Raw genomic sequence first — 16,844 nt, 5'->3', positions numbered from 1 at the left:
AAAAAAGGCGAGATTTTTGTATCTATTAAGAAAATACGACAATGATGTTTTCAAAAATGACTTCCAATATCAAAGTTTCAGTAATACCTGAATATGATAGTAAAAACAGTTATCCCTCCGAAAACCGTTATGTTTTTAAATACAATATTACGATAGAAAATGACGGAAGCTTTCCTATCAAAGTATTGAAAAGAAAATGGTTAATTTTTGATGTAGGATTCGGATACACAGAGATTATAGGAGACGGCGTAATAGGTCTGACTCCTGAAATAGGACAAGGTGAAAATTTCGCTTATTTTTCAAATGTGATGCTTCGTTCCGGAGTAGGGAATATGGGCGGAAAATACCTGATTAAAAACATGGAAACGCAGGAAACTTTTGAAGTGGATATTCCAAAATTCAACCTGTTGTCTGAAGTTTTAAGTAATTAATTTTTCCTGTATCTTAACGAGGTACAGAGGTCAGATAAAAAGAACCCGGGTTTTAATTATTGTATAATTACTAAAGCTTTTTGATTTTTGCTTTCATGTAATCCTGCACTTCATCATTACTGGTGAGAAAGAGCTTCTCAAAAGCCAGCAGAGATATTTTGGCACATACTTCAGCATCAGCGCCTGCGCGGTGGTGGTTAAAATTAATATTATGGTATTCCGCCAAAGGTTTCAATCCATATTTTGGAAGATAATTCCAAGATTTTTTAGCAAGCTGAATGCTGCACAGATAGTTTACGCTGGGAGTAAACAATCCATAATATTCCAGGCAGCCTCTTAAGACGGAAGCATCAAAACTCGCATTATGAGCAATCATAAGGCTTCCGTACATCATATCTTGTGCTTCATGCCATATTTCATCAAAGGTAGGTGCATTTTGTACATCTTCGGGATGAATCCCGTGTACAGCAATATTGAATTTATTGAAATAAGGGAAACTTGGCGGTTTGATCAGCCAGGTTTTAGTCTCTACAATTTTAGAGTCTTGTACCACACAAATTCCCATTTCACAAGCTGAGCTTCTCTCGTGAGTTGCTGTTTCAAAATCTATTGCACAGAAATCCATTGTTACATTGTAAATTAGTTGTTATTCTTTAATGGTTCTAAGTTGACAAAGAATAATATATCCTTAGTTGGTAAGACAATACACTTATTTATGTCTTTTCCATAACTATTAATTTTTCACTTGTTTTTTCGTCCCAGAAAGTGTCTGAAGATTAACCATTTCGATTGGTAGAAATTCTTTTTCTGATGTTTCTGTCGAAGTTTCCAGGTCCCCGGAAGCTGCCCGTAGAATCCAAAATGAGCCCTTACTACAGCCCACAGGTGTAGAAATCCATGTTTGAAGCCAAAATAAATTCCTGCGATACCGTCCAGACAGAGTCTGAAAAAAATAAGCCATATCAATTGAGGGAAAGGAAGATTTTTCAGCATCATAGAAAGATTATTTCTGATGTTTAAAAACGTTTTCTGAGCACTCTGCTTATTCAACGTTCCGCCCCCTACATGATACACACTGGATTTTCCTGTGTAAAAGATCTTTTTTCCGGTATTGATAAGCCTCCAGCATAAATCAATTTCCTCCTGATGTGCAAAAAATCTGGCATCAAAGCCATTTTGATCCCAAAAATCTTTTGAACGGATAAAAAGACAGCATCCCGATGCCCAGAAGATTTCTGTTTCATCATTGTATTGTCCTTTGTCTTCTTCCAGATCATCAAAAACCCTTCCTCTGCAATAGGGATAACCAAGATTGTCAATCAAACCACCGGCTGCTCCGGCAAATTCGAAATAACTTTTATTATGATAAGATAAAATTTTAGGTTGAATTGCGGCGACTGAAACATTCTTTTCAAACAACTCCAATACAGGTTCTATCCAGTTTTCTGTAACTTCTACATCAGAATTGAGAAGACAGTAGTATGGATTGCTTATTTTTTTTAGCCCTTCATTATAGCCTCCCGCAAACCCATAGTTCTGTTCATTTTTAATGACCGTTACTGTAGGGAAATGCTCTTTTATAAAGGGTACGGAATCGTCTGTAGAAAGATTATCAATAACATAAATGTCTGCATTTTGAGAAAATTCAACTACATTTGGAAGAAATTTTTCAAGCCAATTTCTGCCATTCCAGTTCAAGATGGCAACTGCCAGTTTTTTCTGCATGTCAATCTATTTTTATTCAGAATCAAATGTTTTGATAGAATCCTGATACTTCCATTTTCTGTGGGACCAAAGATAATTGTCCGGATTTTTGTGTAAGGTGTTCTCTAACAGCTTATGAAATTTTCTTACCACTTCGTGTTCGGTAAACTTTTCATTGTCCGGATATATTCTGTGATAATTAACCTGGTAATAACCGCGTTTTACTTTTTTCATCTCGCAGTAGATAAAGGCAAGATCCATTCTGGTTGCCAGTTTATCATATCCTATAAAAGCGGGTGTCCGTTGGTTGAGAAACTTCAGCCCATAAGTTACATGAGAGAAATGGGGAGTCTGATCAGCAACAAACATATAAATAGAACTTCCGTCATTATTAGTTCTGAAAATATTTCTGATTACCTCATTGGCTTCCAATGCTTCATTTCCGAATTTATTACGGACTTTTTTCATCTGGTTTTCCCAAAAATCGCTGTTTACTTTTCTGTAAACAGGGTGACAATGTTTTTGAGGGACAATTCTTGCCAATGCATTGATCCATTCCCAGTTAAATACATGTCCGGCAAGCAGAATGATATTTTTACCTTCTTTTTGGACCTCGTGAAATACATCCTGATTAATGTGCTGCATCCTCACTCTTGCCTCTTTTTCAGAGATACTGAATGATTTTATAGTCTCTACGAGATAATCGGAGAAATTACGATAGAACTTTTTGCGGATTTCTCTGATCTCTTCTTCAGATTTCTCAGGAAAGGAATTTCTCAGATTTTGGGTAATAACCTTTTTTCTGTAACCTACCAGATAATAATTTAAGAAGAAGATAACGTCCGAAAAAATATATAATATTTTAAGCGGAAGCTTAGAGATGAAGTATAATATTTTGATTAGGAAATTCATAAAACAGGCAAATTTAGTAATAATAAAATTATGGTTCTATTTTTGCAGGGGGATATATATTATTTTTTTTACTTTTATGTTATGAAAAAATTGACAATACTAGCTTTCGTAGGATTAAGCGCTCTTGCTTTTTCTCAGGAGGTAAAGAATTTACCAGATAAAGGAAAGCAAAAAACAGCTCTTATAGTGCAGACAGAGCAGAAAGATTTAGAAGCAAAGAAAAAAGCTGCTGAAGAAAAAGTGAAATTGCCTAAGCCTTATAATCCAAAAGCTGATGCACAGGCAGATATCAATAACGCGATCGCCAAGGCAAAAAAAGAAGGGAAGAATATTTTGATTCAGGCTGGTGGAAACTGGTGTATCTGGTGTCTTCGTTTTAATAATTTTGTACAGACAACTCCTGAACTGAAGGAGATTGCAGACAAAAAATATGTGTATTATCATTTGAATTATTCTCCGGATAATAAAAATGAAAAAGTTTTTGCTCAGTATATTAATACAAACGAACAGCAAGCTTATCCATTCTTTATTATTTTAGATAAAAACGGGAAAAAAATTCACGTCCAGCAAAGCGAGGTTCTGGAGGAAGGAAAGGGCTATAGCAAAGAAAAAGTGAAGGAATTTTTGGAAAAAGGTAAAGTGTAAAATAAAAACTCTTTTTAGTCATCTAAAAAGAGTTTTTATTGTTTTGTAAAAGTTGGTGTATTATTATAACAGCCTTCTAATCCACGTTAATTTTTTTTCAGAATAGGGTGGATATTTTATATTCGGCTCACCCCAGGTAGCTTTTTCAAGAACAGATTTTTGATGAGAAAAAGAATCAAAACCATATTTCCCGTGATAATTTCCTATCCCGGAATTTCCTACACCTCCAAACGGCAGGTTCCCATTGCCCAAATGCATAATAGTCTCATTAATACAGCCTCCGCCAAAAGAAAGCCTTTTTGTAAATATCTCTTTTTCTTCAGTATTATTAGTGAAAAGATATGCCGCAAGAGGTTTTTCAAGTTCTAAAATGGAGTTCAAAGCGGCATTATAGTTTTGAAAACTGAGAACAGGAAGGAGCGGGCCAAAAATTTCTTCCTGCATGATTTCATCGTTCCAATGGATATCAGTAAGAATGGTGGGTTCTATATATAATTTTTCTTCGCTGAAACCTCCACCACAGTATATTTTTTCCGGACTGATAAGCTTAGTTAATCTATGAAAATTTCTTTGGTTGATAATTCTTGTATATTGTTCAGAATCAGCATTGTATTTAAATTCTTTAATGTATTTCCTGAGCATTTCCAGAAACTGTTCCTGAATCACCTCTTCCACCAATAAATAATCCGGCGCAACACAGGTTTGCCCTGCATTAAGGAATTTTCCCCACACAATTCTTTTGGCAGCAATGTCAAGATTGGCATCTTTAGTAACAATAGCCGGAGACTTACCGCCCAGCTCAAGAACAACAGGAGTAAGATGTTCCGAAGCCGCTTTATAAATAATCTTTCCGACTTTTGTACTTCCTGTAAAAAATATTTTATCAAATTTTAACTCTAACAGTCTTGTAGTCTCATCAATACCGCCTTCGTATACATACAGGTATTCGGGCGGAAAATTTTTATTGATAATTTCAGCCATCGCTTTCATCGTATTTTCAGCAATTTCGCTGGGCTTTAGAATACAGCAGTTTCCAGCAGCAATGGCAGCAACAATCGGGGAAAGTGATAATTGATAAGGATAATTCCATGCTCCGATAACCAGTACACAACCCAGTGGATCAGCATAAATTTTACTGTTTCCAAACTGATTGACAAGATTGGTGCCTACTTTTTTAGGTTTTGCAAGAGACTTTAGGTTCTTTAAGTAATAATCTATGTCATGAAGAATAAAAGACAGTTCTGTAGTGAATGTGTCAAATTTAGATTTTCCAAAATCTTTGTAAATCGCTTCATACAGCATATCTTCATTGGTAATTATCAGATTCCGAAGCTTTTCAAGATAGATCTTCCGGAAGGCAAGGCTTTTGGTCTGCTGTGTTTTAAAGAAATCTTTTTGACTCAGTACAATTTTTTCAATTTCCATTCGTAAGCTTTTACATTAAATAGTAGTTATAACTGCAATATTCTTATTGGGGAAAATGAACAATAAGCCGGCCAAAGTTAAAAAAAACAGAGGTTGTATTGTTTGATTTTGCTTAATTAACGATAAGAATGGAAATAGCGCTATTGTGTGAAAATAATTAAGAAACAATAAATCTTTAGTTTTTCATATTAAAGGCTTATCCTTATTACATAATATTTCTTACTGCTATTTTTACAGGATGATAAAGCAGCAATAGAAGTGCTGTAATAAATGACAGCCAGAATAACCCCGTGAAAATTTCCATATTGGAAAGTAAAATCGACTGTGCTGTTATTTTAGCTTTAAAAGCACCTGCTGTCATAGATAAGGATTCATTGACGGGAAGTTTTGAAATATTAGCTCCAAAAATCTGGTTCCACTGGCTGTAAAAAACAGGATTGGTATCGGTAAGGTTAAAGCTAAGGGTATCGGAATGTTTTAACGTTAAAAATAGCATCAGATTCTGCATAAGAGCATACCCAATAGCAGTAGTCCAGAAACGGGTAGTAGTTCCTAAAGCAGTCGCATTGGCTACATATTCTTCCGGCATTCCTGAAATCAGAAAGAAAACCAAAGGAGTAAAAAGCAGTCCCTGAGCAACTCCCTGTAAAAATAGAGGCGGGCAGATGGTGAAAAGACTGGTGTCCGGATAGAAAGTGTACGTAAACCATGCACAATCTACGGCCAACAGCAGAAATCCTGTAAAGAAAACAATTCTTGATGAAATTCCTTTTACCAGACATATTCCTGACACGAATACACCCAACAGCGTTCCCGCAACATTCCAGTACTGAATGTTCACAATATAATCCCACGGCCATTTCCAGACTGTAGCCATGATACTATATACATTGTTCAGGCCGGAGCGGATCAGGTAAAAAATAAAGAACAGAATCATCCCGGCAATCACGTTTTTAGAACCGAAAACCTCAAAATGAAACAGAGGTCTCTTGGAATTTCTCTGTTTAAGCATAAATAAACCTCCTGAAAGCAAAAAAACAAACAGACACATTATAATCGTATCAGATTCAAGCCACATTAATCTTTTTCCATAGATAATAGCATAGCCGCCGGCCTGAAGACAAACCCAAAGTAAAAACCAACTGGTAATATCCAGCTGATATAAGGGTTTTTTTGGAAAGAAACGGTTTCTGTTAAAAATAGTGATCCCAATAATCAGAACAAATACATGAAAGTAAACCATCATTAAAACCATATGCCGGAAATCATAATCTTCAATACTTGATTTTAACAGGGAAGTGGTCACTGTACCTCCTGTAAGCATAATAGCATACATCAGAAGGTAAGAGAAAACTTTAGCATGTTTTGTTTTTAATTCTGCAACAATCAAAGGAAGGAAAATAGCCCCTTCCAGAAGCCCGAATATGCCTTCTAAAAACCGGATAACCAATATGACATGATAATCATTGGTGACGGATAGGACGTAAAGAATAATCACTGAAACAGATGCCATGAGCAGAATGTAATACTTCACACTGAAGTAAGCCATGAACCGCTGTAAAACTAAAAGGGTAACCACAAATGTCCCATACATCAAAATCATTAAATACTGGATGTCATCTGAATCTACATCCATAAAAGAAGAGGTGAAGGCGCTGTTTGAATGTAAGAGCGACAACAACATCAAATGGGGAAACAGTGCCAGTGTAAGGAGAGGCAGTTTCAGCCATTGTGGTACCCATTTATGATAAACTGTATTATGCTGCATTGTTTTTGATAGCGAAATAGGCTGCGAAAGCTGCTATGGTTAATAAAACTTTTGTGCCTGAATTAAAAAATGCGAAAAGACAAAAGGGCAAAGGTGTAAAAGTAAAAGGTAAAATGGCAAATATGCTCAAGAAAAAATTTGCAGATTCGCTATTTTGCGGTTTTGCCTTTTCGCGGTAAAAAAAATCTAACTTTAAAAAAATTGAAAATGAATTAAACCAGAGAGCCTTCTGAGGCTTTCCAATACTCATATTATATTTTCTTAGCACTTACCAGAACATTCATCCCGGAAAGAAGCTTTTCATTATCTTTATTGGTATCGAGAAGAATTTTCACAGGAAATCTCTGTTCAATTTTTACGAAGTTTCCAGTAGCATTATCTGGTTTTACTAATGAAAATTGCGATCCCGATGCAGGAGAAACTGAAAGGATTTTTCCTTTAAATTCAATCCCAGGATAAGCATCAGCAGTGATAATTACTTCCTGCTTCTGATCAATCTGTCCAAGCTGTGTTTCTTTATAGTTGGCAATGATCCATTTTTCTTTGCTTACGATCTGTACCAGTGCCTGTCCTTCTTTGATGAGCTGCCCTTCCTGAATCGTTTTTTTACCTACCCAGCCATCATAAGGTGCTGTAATTACAGTGTAAGACAGGAACAGTTTGGCATTATTAAGATTGGCAGAACTTTGCTGAATCTGGCTTTTAACAGGAGCAACCTTGGTCTGCTGCTCATTAGCTCCGGCTTTTACTGCATTTTTTTGCTGTTCCAATGCCAAAAGGTTGGCTTTTGACTGTTCGTAAGAAGCTTTTATATTTTCAAAATCCTGTTCTGTAGCAGCATCTTCGGCCAGCAGGTTTTTATATCGTTTGAAATCCTGTTCTGTTCTCCATATATCAATTTTTGCAGAAGTAATCTTTGCATCAATGATCTTTGTATCACTTTCTTTGGTATTCACTCCGCTCTGGATAGTGGCAATAGTAGCTGTAGTGGCATGAAGATTAGCCTCTGCCATTTGTACCTGATTCGTATATTCTCTGTTGTCTATGACAATTAAAGTATCTCCCTTATGTATAAACTGATTCTCATTAAATTTTATGGTTTTAATGAATCCTGAAACTTTGCTTGATACCGGAGTGATATACTGTTCTATCTGTGCGTCATTAGTAGTGACATTACTTCTGGAAAAGATATAGAAACTTACCATTCCTGTGATTCCGCTGATAATAAGGATCCAGGCCAGTAAGGTAATTGTTTTGTTGATTCTTTTTTCCTTTTGTGTCAGTTGTTTCTGTGCCATAGTTTTTATAAGTTTCCAATCGTATATTGGAGTTGATAGTATTTTAGTTGTCGGTTGATTTTTACGGATATTAAATTAGATTCTGCTTCCAGATAAGTATTGTCAGCATCTATTAATTCGGTGATAAGACTTAGCTTATTGGCATATTTTGTTCTTACAATACGGTAATTCTCTTTAGCCTGATCAATTGCTTCTTCTGCTATTTTTACTTTCTGATCGGTTTCTTGAAACTTTTTGTAGGCTTCATATACCGTATGTCTTATTTTCTCTTCATTCTCTTCTATCTGAAGTTTGGCAAGATCAATATTTTCCTTTGCTTCCTGCATTTTGTATTTGTTTTTGTACAGGTTTTCAATAGGGTAAGTAAGATTTACGCCAAGCATTCCCAGACGGTAAGCATAAGGCTCCGGAGGAAAGAACATCATATTCGGATACTTTATAAAATATTCTCCACCAGCTGTTATTTTAGGTAAATAATTAGCTTTGGTGATTTTCTGATCCAGCTCTTTTAAAGAAAGATTTTTGTGAGTCATTTCAACAGATTCATTTTTGGTGAGGGCTGTTTCCGTCAATTCATCAATGTAAGGAATTCCCGCTTTATCCGAAATCAGATCTTCTGTGTTAACGTGCATTTCCTGACTTTCCGGTAAGGCCAGAATTGTTTTCAGCTTATGTTCTGCAATCTGTATGTCATTATCCAGTTCTGTCCAGCTCATTTTATGATTAGAAAGCTGCAAAGAGGTTCTTAGCACTTCATTTACTGTTACAACACCATTTGCCTTAAGAACTTTAACCTGTTTGATATTTACAGAATCTTCTTTCATTTTGTCATTGATAAGATTTTGCTGCTCTTTCAGATGGTGAATCTGTAAAAAGGCAGTAATAATCTCCATTTTAAGCTGTCTCTCATCCAGATGGGTCTTTAGAGTTGAAATCTCAGTGTCAATGGCTGCTTTCTTTTCAGTGTTTTTGATTTTCCCACCCATATACACCGGGATGGAAGCGGAGAGTGTAAAATCATACATTCCATTGATGGCATCGTATTTTGTCGGTTTATTGAACACGCCATCCTGATACTGAAAAAGGTTGGTAACCTGAGTATAGCTTGTATGGAATTCTATGTCCGGAAGTTTTTCCATTTTGAGATCTTTCTCTTTGGTGGCGGACATTTCCTGTTTTAGATGACTTATCTGAATGTTTTTGTTGTTTTTCAACCCAACTTCTATAGCTTGTTGTAAACCAATATGTTGGTAGTCTATCATCTGTGAATGTAAAATATTGCTCAATAACAAGCACAACGCAATGCACAGATATCTGCCTGCGTTAAATGTGATATTCATAAATTAATTAAAGGATTTTTGCTAAAATGATTTTGATGCAGCAAAGTTACGCCCGGAAGGAGAAGACTCTATTTGTGAAAACAGAAAAAGATTTGCTCATTTGCGCCAATTTAAAAATTCTCCTTATCTTTATTTCATGAACCACGACCATTTTAAAGAAGTTGAAGATAAAGATTCAGAGTTTTACATTTATCACGTACTTACGGGAAATGTAACAACAGAAATTCACTATCACAGTTCGGCGCAGTTAGTGTACGCAGAAGGGGGTATTGTGCATATTTTTACTGATTTGAGGCACTGGTATCTTCCGGCAAGATGTTTCATGTGGATACCTGCCGGGACGCCACATTATATTTTTTCTACCAGTCCGAAAGTTGATTTGTACAATTTTTATTTTAAAAAAGAAGATGGCGAAAGTGGCTTTTTTGATGAAATTAATATCTACTCTGTAAATAATCTGCTTCGTGAGATGATTTTGCATACGAAAGACTGGGATGGAAAAATCACAAAAAATGATGGTTCTAAATATTTTTTTCTCAAAGCATTGAAAGGGATTTTACCTGAGAAAAGAGATAAACAGCTTGCATTTCCTGTACAGCATCCCTTTCCTAAGGATGAAACTTTACTGAAGATTGCCAGGTATATTCATGCAAACCTTGAGAAGCCTCTTACGATTGAATCTACAGCTAAAGAATTTGGAATGAGTACCAGAACCCTTTCCAGAAAATTTAAGGAGATTCTGGGCATGAATTATATCCGTTTTCTGAGAGCTTTGAGAATTACCAGATCCCTTGAGCTTATATCAGAAGGGAAATACAATATGTATGAGATTGCAATGATGGTAGGGTATAACAGTTTATCCTCCTTCAGCAATATTTTTAAAAAGATAATTGGAGTGGCCCCCACAGAATATCAGCACAAATTGAGAGGTGACCGCTAACTGTATGGGGCAGGCTGGATAATGTAGACTTACAATACACGATATTACTTCTAAAGCCTCCCTATAAAATTATATCCAACAAAAAACCACTTCAAATTACATTGAAGTGGTCTTTATATGGTGAGAAAATCTCGGTTGCTTGATTAAGCTTCCTCAGATTTAACTTCTTCCTTCTTAGCAGCAGGAGCAGCTACAACCGGTGCGTCAGATACGATATCGAATTCGAAATTGTACTCAACGTTTCTGTGTAATCTGATGTTTGCTGTTACTTTACCAGTTCTCTTAATAGTGTTCCCTGGGATTTTGATGTATTTCTTCTCTACAGAAACTCCAGCTTTAGCAAGAGCTGCAGAAAGATCTGCATTGTTGATAGATCCGAATAATTTATCACCAGAACCTACTTTTGCAGGAATAGTAATAGAAGTTTTCTTTAATTGATCTACTACAGCGTTAGCAGCAGCGATTAATTTAGCTTCTTCTTCTTTTCTAGCTTCTAAAGTAGCTTCTAGAGCTGCTTTATTTTTAGGTGTAGCTAAAAGTGCAATTCCTTTAGGAAGTAAAAAGTTTCTAGCATAACCTGGCTTTACGCTTACTGTATCAAACTCAAGTCCTAAGTTTTCTACGTCTTGTTTTAGGATAATATCCATTGTTGTTGTCCTTTTTTTAGATTTTAGAGTGATCCAAAATCAAGTTAGAATTAATTATTTATTCAGCAACAAAAGAAGAGGTTGCCCTCTTCTTTTATTTATTTTTTTGTCTTATTTCAATAAGTCAGCTACGTAAGGTAGTAAAGAAAGGTGTCTTGCTCTTTTGATAGCAGCAGAAACTTTTCTTTGATATTTTAAAGAAGTTCCAGTGTATCTTCTTGGTAAGATTTTACCTTGCTCGTTTACGAATTGTAATAAGAAATCAGCATCTTTGTAGTCAACGTGCTTAATTCCGTATTTTTTGAATCTACAATATTTCTTTTCAGATTTTGTATTGATATCAAGTGGAGTAAGGAATTTTACTTCTGATTCTCCTCCTGCAGAGGCTTGTTTAGCCATTTCATCTATTGCCATGTCTTGTCTTTTTTAAAAAATAGGGTTAATAATTAAGCTTTAGCTGCTTTTACTTTAGCTCTTCTAGTTACAGCGTACTCAACAGCGTGCTTGTCAAGTTTTGTAGTTAGGTAACGGATTACTCTTTCGTCACGTTTGAATGCTAATTCTAAGTCAGCTACTACAGTACCTTCTCCTTTAAATTCGATTAAAGTATAGAACCCATTCTTTTTCAATTGGATTGGGTAAGCTAGTTTTTTTAATCCCCAGTTTTCTTTAGCAATGATTTCGCAGTTCTTTTCTTTGATAAGATCTACATACTTGTTCACTGCTTCCTCTACCTGTGCCTCAGATAGAACGGGAGTTAAAATGAAAACAGTTTCGTAATTGTTCATAATGTTAAATGAATTTGTTAATTATTTCGAGGTGCAAAATTAGAGAATATATTTGTAATATACAACAGTGGGAGCGTAATAATTGATAGTTTTCACTTTTCTGCTGACGGATGATTGATGTTTTTGTATTTTCATACCTAAGACTTTTCATTATGAGAGCTAAAAATTATGTTTTTCCATTATTATTAATGGCAATATCATGTTATTCCCAAGACATAATTTCCAGAAAAAACGGAACCTCTATGGATATCAAACTTTTAGAAATAGGGAGTTCAAATATTACCTATAAAGATAATCCTGATGGCCCAACTCACTCATTAGACAAATCTGAAATTTATCAAATAACTTACAATAATGGTAAAACAGAAGTTATGGGGAAATATAAGACTGCAGATGAAGCCAGAAACTTTATGATATCCCAAATAAACGAGTACGGAATTGACAGGGATAGAAATGATCTGTCCCTAAAGGCTTATTTTGAAGGTGATCATATTAAGATCAATTCTTTGAATAAAAAAGGTAAAATTGTGCATGAAGGTAACCTCTGGGATCTAAGTAAAGTAGTTGCCTTTCATGAACTTTCAAAAAGAAAAGATAATATTGCCTATTTGAATATTGTAACTTATGAAATCAGCAAATTAAAAAGAGAACTTAAAAAACTGGTCATCAAGATGACGGATTATGAGGCTGCAGCCAATCTGTTGGAAGCAATGAAGGATTTAAGAATTATGCTAAAAAAGGAGTAGAAGCTGAATGAGAAATAATTTCAATTATCAATTATCAATTATCAATTATCAATTATCAATTATCAATTATCAATTATCAATTATCTTTTCCCCTAATTTCCTTCAAAAAATTAACCTTCAGTACATCATATAAAGAATGTCTGCTTATCAGGATAGAGGCGATAGAAGAAACCATTCCGGCAAGCATGAGATGAAAGATTAATGAATGCCTGTCGGTCATTTCTAAAACGATAATAGCAGATGTAAATGGTGCTCTTGTAATTCCGGTAAGAAAAGCTACCATTCCCGCCAGAATAACGACATTGGTTTCGTTAGCTGTTAAATGAATAGCTCCTGAAATGACGGAACCAATACTTGCTCCGGCGGTAAGAGCCGGAGCAAAAATACCACCGGCACCACCTGATGTAAAAGACAGGGCAGGGCCAAGCATCCTTAAAACAGGGACGTACCAGTCTTCGTGTTTGTTTTTGGTAAAAAGAACACGTTCCATAATTTCTTTCCCGGAACCCAGAATTTCTCTGTTGATAAAATAAGCAATCGATGCAATAATTAAAGCACAAATAACTAAAAATACTACATTGGCTTTATCTGTTTTCAGGGTTTTCTTTTTCCAGCCATTGATTTTAAGCATAATCACCGAAAGCTGGCTGGCAAAAATGCCGGCTGTAGCTGCAACAAGAATGATGGGAAACATAACCATTAAAGATACATCATTTGTTTTGGGATATCCTAAATACAAATAAGATCCTGCTAAGGTCTGAGCTGTTAAGCCTGCAATAATAACAGCAGTGAACAGAGCTGTTTTAAAGTAATTGATATGCGTTTTTGACAGTTCTTCAACAGCAAATACAATTCCTCCCAAAGGAGTATTAAAAGCCGCCGCAAGACCCGCAGCCGCACCGGTCATAATCATGTTCTTCTTCGAAATTTTGGGCCACCACTCGGGAAGGTACTCGTTGACTTTTCTGAAAACAGAACCTGCAATTTGAATAGTGGGTCCTTCACGTCCTACAGCGCCTCCTCCTATAACTAAAATAACCGAGGACAGAATTTTGAAAAAAATAATTTTAATGCTTAGAAGGCTTCGGATTTTCGTATGCTCTTTCGGATTGGCAAGTTCTACCGCAGCCATAACTTGTGGAATCCCGCTTCCTTTGGCATTGGGAGCGAATTCTTTTACCAGCCACCATGAAAGTACAAACCCAATAGGAGCGATAATGAAGATCATCCAGGCATGCCAGTCAAAGATAAAATTCATAAAATTTTCACCCCAGGCGAATACCTTCGCATAGAGTACAGCGAAAAAACCGGTAATAACAGAGGCAATCCAGAAAGGAATAGCCTGAAGCAGGTTGTTCTTCAGCTGTTCATTCCTGATATTGTCAAAGGAATTTTTAAGAGCCTCCCGTATGGAGGTGAAAAATTTCAGCATTTGTTAGTTTTGTGAGATGAAATTACGGCAAAAAAACGAAAATCAGATTTTTTCTAAAAATTTTGATATAGCCAGAGCATTATCAATACTCAGTGTTTTTGGGAATCCAAAAGATAATATATCATTTTTAACTTCAAGGCTGAAACTTCCATCAGCAACAGACTGTATAGTTTTCTTTCTTTCCGGATTTAAAAAGGTCATCGTTTTATAAGGATCACTTCCCAGCACGTAAAAATCTTTGAAATCCCTGTTTTCTTTAAAATTAATATTAAAGCTGCTGAAAATCCCCGCTATTTTATCGGTAAGCTTCTTTTTGTTGATGGATATAAAACCAAAGTCTTCACTCAGTTTTTTTAATCCCCAAATTTCTAAGGTATCATACTTGTCAGTGGTACGGACCCACCGGAATGAAGGACTGATTTTATTGATGATAAATAGATAGAACTCTGTCCTTTTATCTTTATCAGTGACAGCGTAGCAGATCTTTGGCTCTTTTAGAAAATCTACTGTTTCAGAACTGAATTTCTGATAAGGAGAATCTTCAATATTGACAACCGAAATATCATACATTTCCAATAAGGCATCATAAACCTGAAAAATCAATTCTTCTTCTTGTTTAGAAAAATCAAACAATTTGGTCACATATAGTTTTCTAAAATCAAGCTCCATTGGTGAAATATTTTATTAAAGATAAAACTATTTCATGAAATTCTATGATTCAAAGAGTAATAAAGGCAGCCTCCCAATAAAAAAAACGCAAAGTGCGGTCAAACAGATTTCTGAATTTGTGGCTCAAACAAAAAAAGCTTCCCGGTGGGGAAGCTTTATGCTTTATATTTAAGACCCACCGAATAGAAGGGCAGCTCCTATACCGTAGATTAATAACAGAACACCTATGAAAATTAAATTAACATTTCTGAGCCTGGATTTGCGTTTATTCTCAAGAACAACTGTTTCAATAACAATGAAGAGAAACCAAAGTCCATGGAAGGCCATCATAAAGATTAAGTACGCTAGCCCATCCCATCCCTTTGCCCGGCTCATGGCAATAACGAAAACAATAGTTCCGGAAATTATTACTGCGAGACGTATCAAAATATGATTTATTACATTTTGATTATCAGGCTGCTTGTTTGTTTCTTCGTCCTGTTTGATTTCAAAAAGCTCTCTTAATTCCGGACTCATTCCTTTTGTTTATTGTATAATTTGACAAAAAACTGCAGTATTCCAATAAATCCAATAAGATTTAAAACACCAAAAACACGGTATATCTCCATAGAGTATAAATCCCAAAAGCTGCCAACAAACTGTATAAGGTCAATAAGAATAATGAGACTTAATGAAATTATTGCGATTAATGTTGCGTTTTTCATCTTCAGGTGTTTTCGTTATTAGTTAAAATTCTGTTTTGGATTCAATTCCAGAGGAGTTATTTCTGTTCTTTTATACTTCTGTATTCAGATCCCAGTTCTCAAGATAATCATGAACATGTTTCAGCATCATTCCACCTAAAGATCCGTCTACTACTCTGTGATCATATGAGTGAGACATAAACATCAGGTTTCTGATCGCAATTACATCTCCATCAGCCGTTTCAAGAACTGCAGGTTTTTTAACGATAGCTCCAATGGCAAGGATAGCCACCTGAGGCTGAGGAATAATTGGCGTCCCCATAAGGTTTCCAAAACTTCCTACGTTAGAAATTGTATACGTTGCTCCCTGAGTATCTTCAGGTCTTAGTTTTTTGTTTCTTGCTCTGTAAGCTAAGTCGTTGATTGCTTTTGCAAGACCTGAAAGAGAAAGCTGATCAGCATTCTTGATAACAGGAACGATAAGATTTCCGTCTGGCAGGGCAGTAGCCATACCTATATTGATGTTTTTCTTTTTGATGATGTTCTCACCGCTTACAGAAACATTGATCATAGGGAAATCCTGAATAGCTTTTACTACAGCTTTCACGAAAATCGGCATGAAAGTAAGTTTTTCACCTTCACGTTTTTCGAAGATCGCTTTGTTTTTGTTTCTCCATTTTACAACGTTGGTAACGTCCGTTTCAATGAAAGAGGTTACATGTGGAGCAATTTGTTTTGCTTTCACCATGTTCTCAGCAATGATCTTTCTCATTCTGTCCATTGGAATGATCTCATCACCTGCATTTACCGGAATAGTAGCTGCCGGAGCAGAAACTGCAGGTTTTGGAGTAGATGCTGGTGCTTGTTGAGCTGGCTGCTTACCTCTGTTGGCAACGTATGCCAGTATATCTTCTTTAGTGATTCTTCCTTCTAAACCGCTTCCTTTGATGGATTTCAGCTCAGCTTCAGAAATATTTTCCTGTTGTGCAATTGATTTTACAAGCGGAGAAAGATAAAGATCTCCTGAAAATTCTACGTTTGCAGGAACAGTCTGCAAGGGCTGTTCAATAGTGCTTAAAGTTTCAGTATCCGGAGTGGCAGCCGGAGTTTCTGTTTTTACTTCCTCAGAAACAGAACCTTCTCCTTCAATTTCTAAAATCGCAATGGCTTCGCCTACTTTTGCAACTTCGTCTTTTTGCTTTAAAATTTTTACAATTTTCCCCGAAACTGGTGTCGGTACGTCTGAATCTACTTTATCTGTTGCAATTTCTACTACGGAGTCATCCTCTTTTACGTTATCACCTTCATTGAATAACCAAGTGATAATTGTCGCTTCCATAACACCTTCTCCCATGGAAGGAAGCAATAATTTGTATTCTGCCATTTTTGATTTTTAGATTTTGACAAATATATAAA

19 protein-coding genes are annotated in these 16,844 nt (G+C 35.8%); 4 read left to right on the top strand and 15 right to left on the bottom strand.

The window, feature by feature from the left end; translation table 11 throughout:
* Positions 1-41: 41 nt before the first annotated feature.
* Positions 42-431: a Co2+/Mg2+ efflux protein ApaG gene (apaG, locus tag LF887_RS12660; protein WP_236854563.1), complete on the top strand. Its 390-nt coding sequence runs from the start codon at positions 42-44 to the stop codon at positions 429-431.
* Positions 432-501: 70 nt separating this feature from the next.
* On the opposite strand, the gene LF887_RS12655 is transcribed toward apaG, so the two are convergent.
* The 3 genes from LF887_RS12655 to LF887_RS12645 all read right to left on the bottom strand — a co-directional run bounded on the left by LF887_RS12655 (position 502) and on the right by LF887_RS12645 (position 3,047).
* On the bottom strand, positions 502-1,056 hold the full coding sequence (locus tag LF887_RS12655) for a 3'-5' exonuclease (protein ID WP_236854562.1): 555 nt from the start codon (positions 1,054-1,056) through the stop codon (positions 502-504).
* A 116-nt stretch (positions 1,057-1,172) separates the two neighbouring features.
* Complete coding sequence (locus tag LF887_RS12650; RefSeq protein ID WP_236854561.1) at positions 1,173-2,156, bottom strand: glycosyltransferase family 2 protein; 984 nt, start codon at positions 2,154-2,156, stop codon at positions 1,173-1,175.
* A gap of 12 nt (positions 2,157-2,168) precedes the next feature.
* Entirely contained in the window at positions 2,169-3,047 is an 879-nt protein-coding gene (locus LF887_RS12645; protein ID WP_236854560.1) for a lysophospholipid acyltransferase family protein, read from the bottom strand.
* Between the two features lie 81 nt (positions 3,048-3,128).
* Between LF887_RS12645 and LF887_RS12640 the strand changes: the two genes are divergently transcribed.
* Complete coding sequence (locus tag LF887_RS12640; RefSeq protein WP_236854559.1) at positions 3,129-3,692, top strand: thioredoxin family protein; 564 nt, start codon at positions 3,129-3,131, stop codon at positions 3,690-3,692.
* Positions 3,693-3,755: 63 nt separating this feature from the next.
* On the opposite strand, the gene LF887_RS12635 is transcribed toward LF887_RS12640, so the two are convergent.
* The 5 genes from LF887_RS12635 to LF887_RS12615 all read right to left on the bottom strand — a co-directional run bounded on the left by LF887_RS12635 (position 3,756) and on the right by LF887_RS12615 (position 9,523).
* Positions 3,756-5,117: an aldehyde dehydrogenase gene (locus tag LF887_RS12635; RefSeq protein WP_236854558.1), complete on the bottom strand. Its 1,362-nt coding sequence runs from the start codon at positions 5,115-5,117 to the stop codon at positions 3,756-3,758.
* Positions 5,118-5,322: 205 nt separating this feature from the next.
* Positions 5,323-6,885 (bottom strand): hypothetical protein, encoded by a 1,563-nt coding sequence (locus LF887_RS12630; protein WP_236854557.1) that lies wholly within the window; start codon positions 6,883-6,885, stop codon positions 5,323-5,325.
* Positions 6,875-7,135, bottom strand: a complete 261-nt coding sequence (locus LF887_RS12625) for a hypothetical protein (RefSeq protein ID WP_236854556.1) — start codon at positions 7,133-7,135, stop codon at positions 6,875-6,877. The genes LF887_RS12630 and LF887_RS12625 overlap by 11 nt, the downstream gene beginning before the upstream one ends.
* Position 7,136: 1 nt before the next feature.
* Positions 7,137-8,183 carry an HlyD family secretion protein gene (locus tag LF887_RS12620; protein WP_236854555.1) on the bottom strand — a complete coding sequence of 349 codons (1,047 nt, stop codon included), beginning with the start codon at positions 8,181-8,183 and terminating at the stop codon, positions 7,137-7,139.
* 5 nt (positions 8,184-8,188) lie between these two features.
* Entirely contained in the window at positions 8,189-9,523 is a 1,335-nt protein-coding gene (locus tag LF887_RS12615; protein ID WP_236854554.1) for a TolC family protein, read from the bottom strand.
* A gap of 136 nt (positions 9,524-9,659) precedes the next feature.
* On the opposite strand from LF887_RS12615, the gene LF887_RS12610 reads away from it, so the two are divergent.
* The gene (locus tag LF887_RS12610) at positions 9,660-10,463 is read left to right on the top strand and encodes a helix-turn-helix domain-containing protein (RefSeq protein ID WP_236854553.1); all 804 of its coding nucleotides are present in this window, start codon (positions 9,660-9,662) and stop codon (positions 10,461-10,463) included.
* 143 nt (positions 10,464-10,606) lie between these two features.
* On the opposite strand, the gene rplI is transcribed toward LF887_RS12610, so the two are convergent.
* The 3 genes from rplI to rpsF all read right to left on the bottom strand — a co-directional run bounded on the left by rplI (position 10,607) and on the right by rpsF (position 11,898).
* Positions 10,607-11,110: a 50S ribosomal protein L9 gene (gene rplI / locus LF887_RS12605; protein WP_236854552.1), complete on the bottom strand. Its 504-nt coding sequence runs from the start codon at positions 11,108-11,110 to the stop codon at positions 10,607-10,609.
* A 111-nt stretch (positions 11,111-11,221) separates the two neighbouring features.
* Complete coding sequence (rpsR, locus tag LF887_RS12600; protein ID WP_034706728.1) at positions 11,222-11,524, bottom strand: 30S ribosomal protein S18; 303 nt, start codon at positions 11,522-11,524, stop codon at positions 11,222-11,224.
* A 32-nt stretch (positions 11,525-11,556) separates the two neighbouring features.
* On the bottom strand, positions 11,557-11,898 hold the full coding sequence (gene rpsF, locus LF887_RS12595) for a 30S ribosomal protein S6 (protein ID WP_236854551.1): 342 nt from the start codon (positions 11,896-11,898) through the stop codon (positions 11,557-11,559).
* Between the two features lie 242 nt (positions 11,899-12,140).
* Here rpsF and LF887_RS12590 point away from each other — a divergent pair, with 242 nt between their 5' ends.
* Positions 12,141-12,644 (top strand): hypothetical protein, encoded by a 504-nt coding sequence (locus LF887_RS12590; RefSeq protein ID WP_236854550.1) that lies wholly within the window; start codon positions 12,141-12,143, stop codon positions 12,642-12,644.
* A gap of 76 nt (positions 12,645-12,720) precedes the next feature.
* On the opposite strand, the gene LF887_RS12585 is transcribed toward LF887_RS12590, so the two are convergent.
* The 4 genes from LF887_RS12585 to LF887_RS12570 form a co-directional block, all read right to left on the bottom strand.
* On the bottom strand, positions 12,721-14,076 hold the full coding sequence (locus LF887_RS12585) for a chloride channel protein (RefSeq protein WP_236854549.1): 1,356 nt from the start codon (positions 14,074-14,076) through the stop codon (positions 12,721-12,723).
* A gap of 42 nt (positions 14,077-14,118) precedes the next feature.
* Positions 14,119-14,745 (bottom strand): hypothetical protein, encoded by a 627-nt coding sequence (locus LF887_RS12580; RefSeq protein WP_236854548.1) that lies wholly within the window; start codon positions 14,743-14,745, stop codon positions 14,119-14,121.
* Between the two features lie 168 nt (positions 14,746-14,913).
* A complete protein-coding gene (locus tag LF887_RS12575) occupies positions 14,914-15,261 on the bottom strand; it encodes a hypothetical protein (protein ID WP_236854547.1) in 348 nt (115 codons plus the stop codon).
* A gap of 258 nt (positions 15,262-15,519) precedes the next feature.
* Positions 15,520-16,812 (bottom strand): dihydrolipoamide acetyltransferase family protein, encoded by a 1,293-nt coding sequence (locus LF887_RS12570; protein ID WP_236854546.1) that lies wholly within the window; start codon positions 16,810-16,812, stop codon positions 15,520-15,522.
* Positions 16,813-16,844 lie beyond the last annotated feature (32 nt).

Origin of the sequence: Chryseobacterium sp. MEBOG06 (genome assembly GCF_021869765.1) — a bacterium.
Lineage (GTDB): Bacteria > Bacteroidota > Bacteroidia > Flavobacteriales > Weeksellaceae > Chryseobacterium.
Note: the sequence above shows the minus strand (reverse complement) of the source record. Positions and strands in the feature narration are given on the sequence as shown.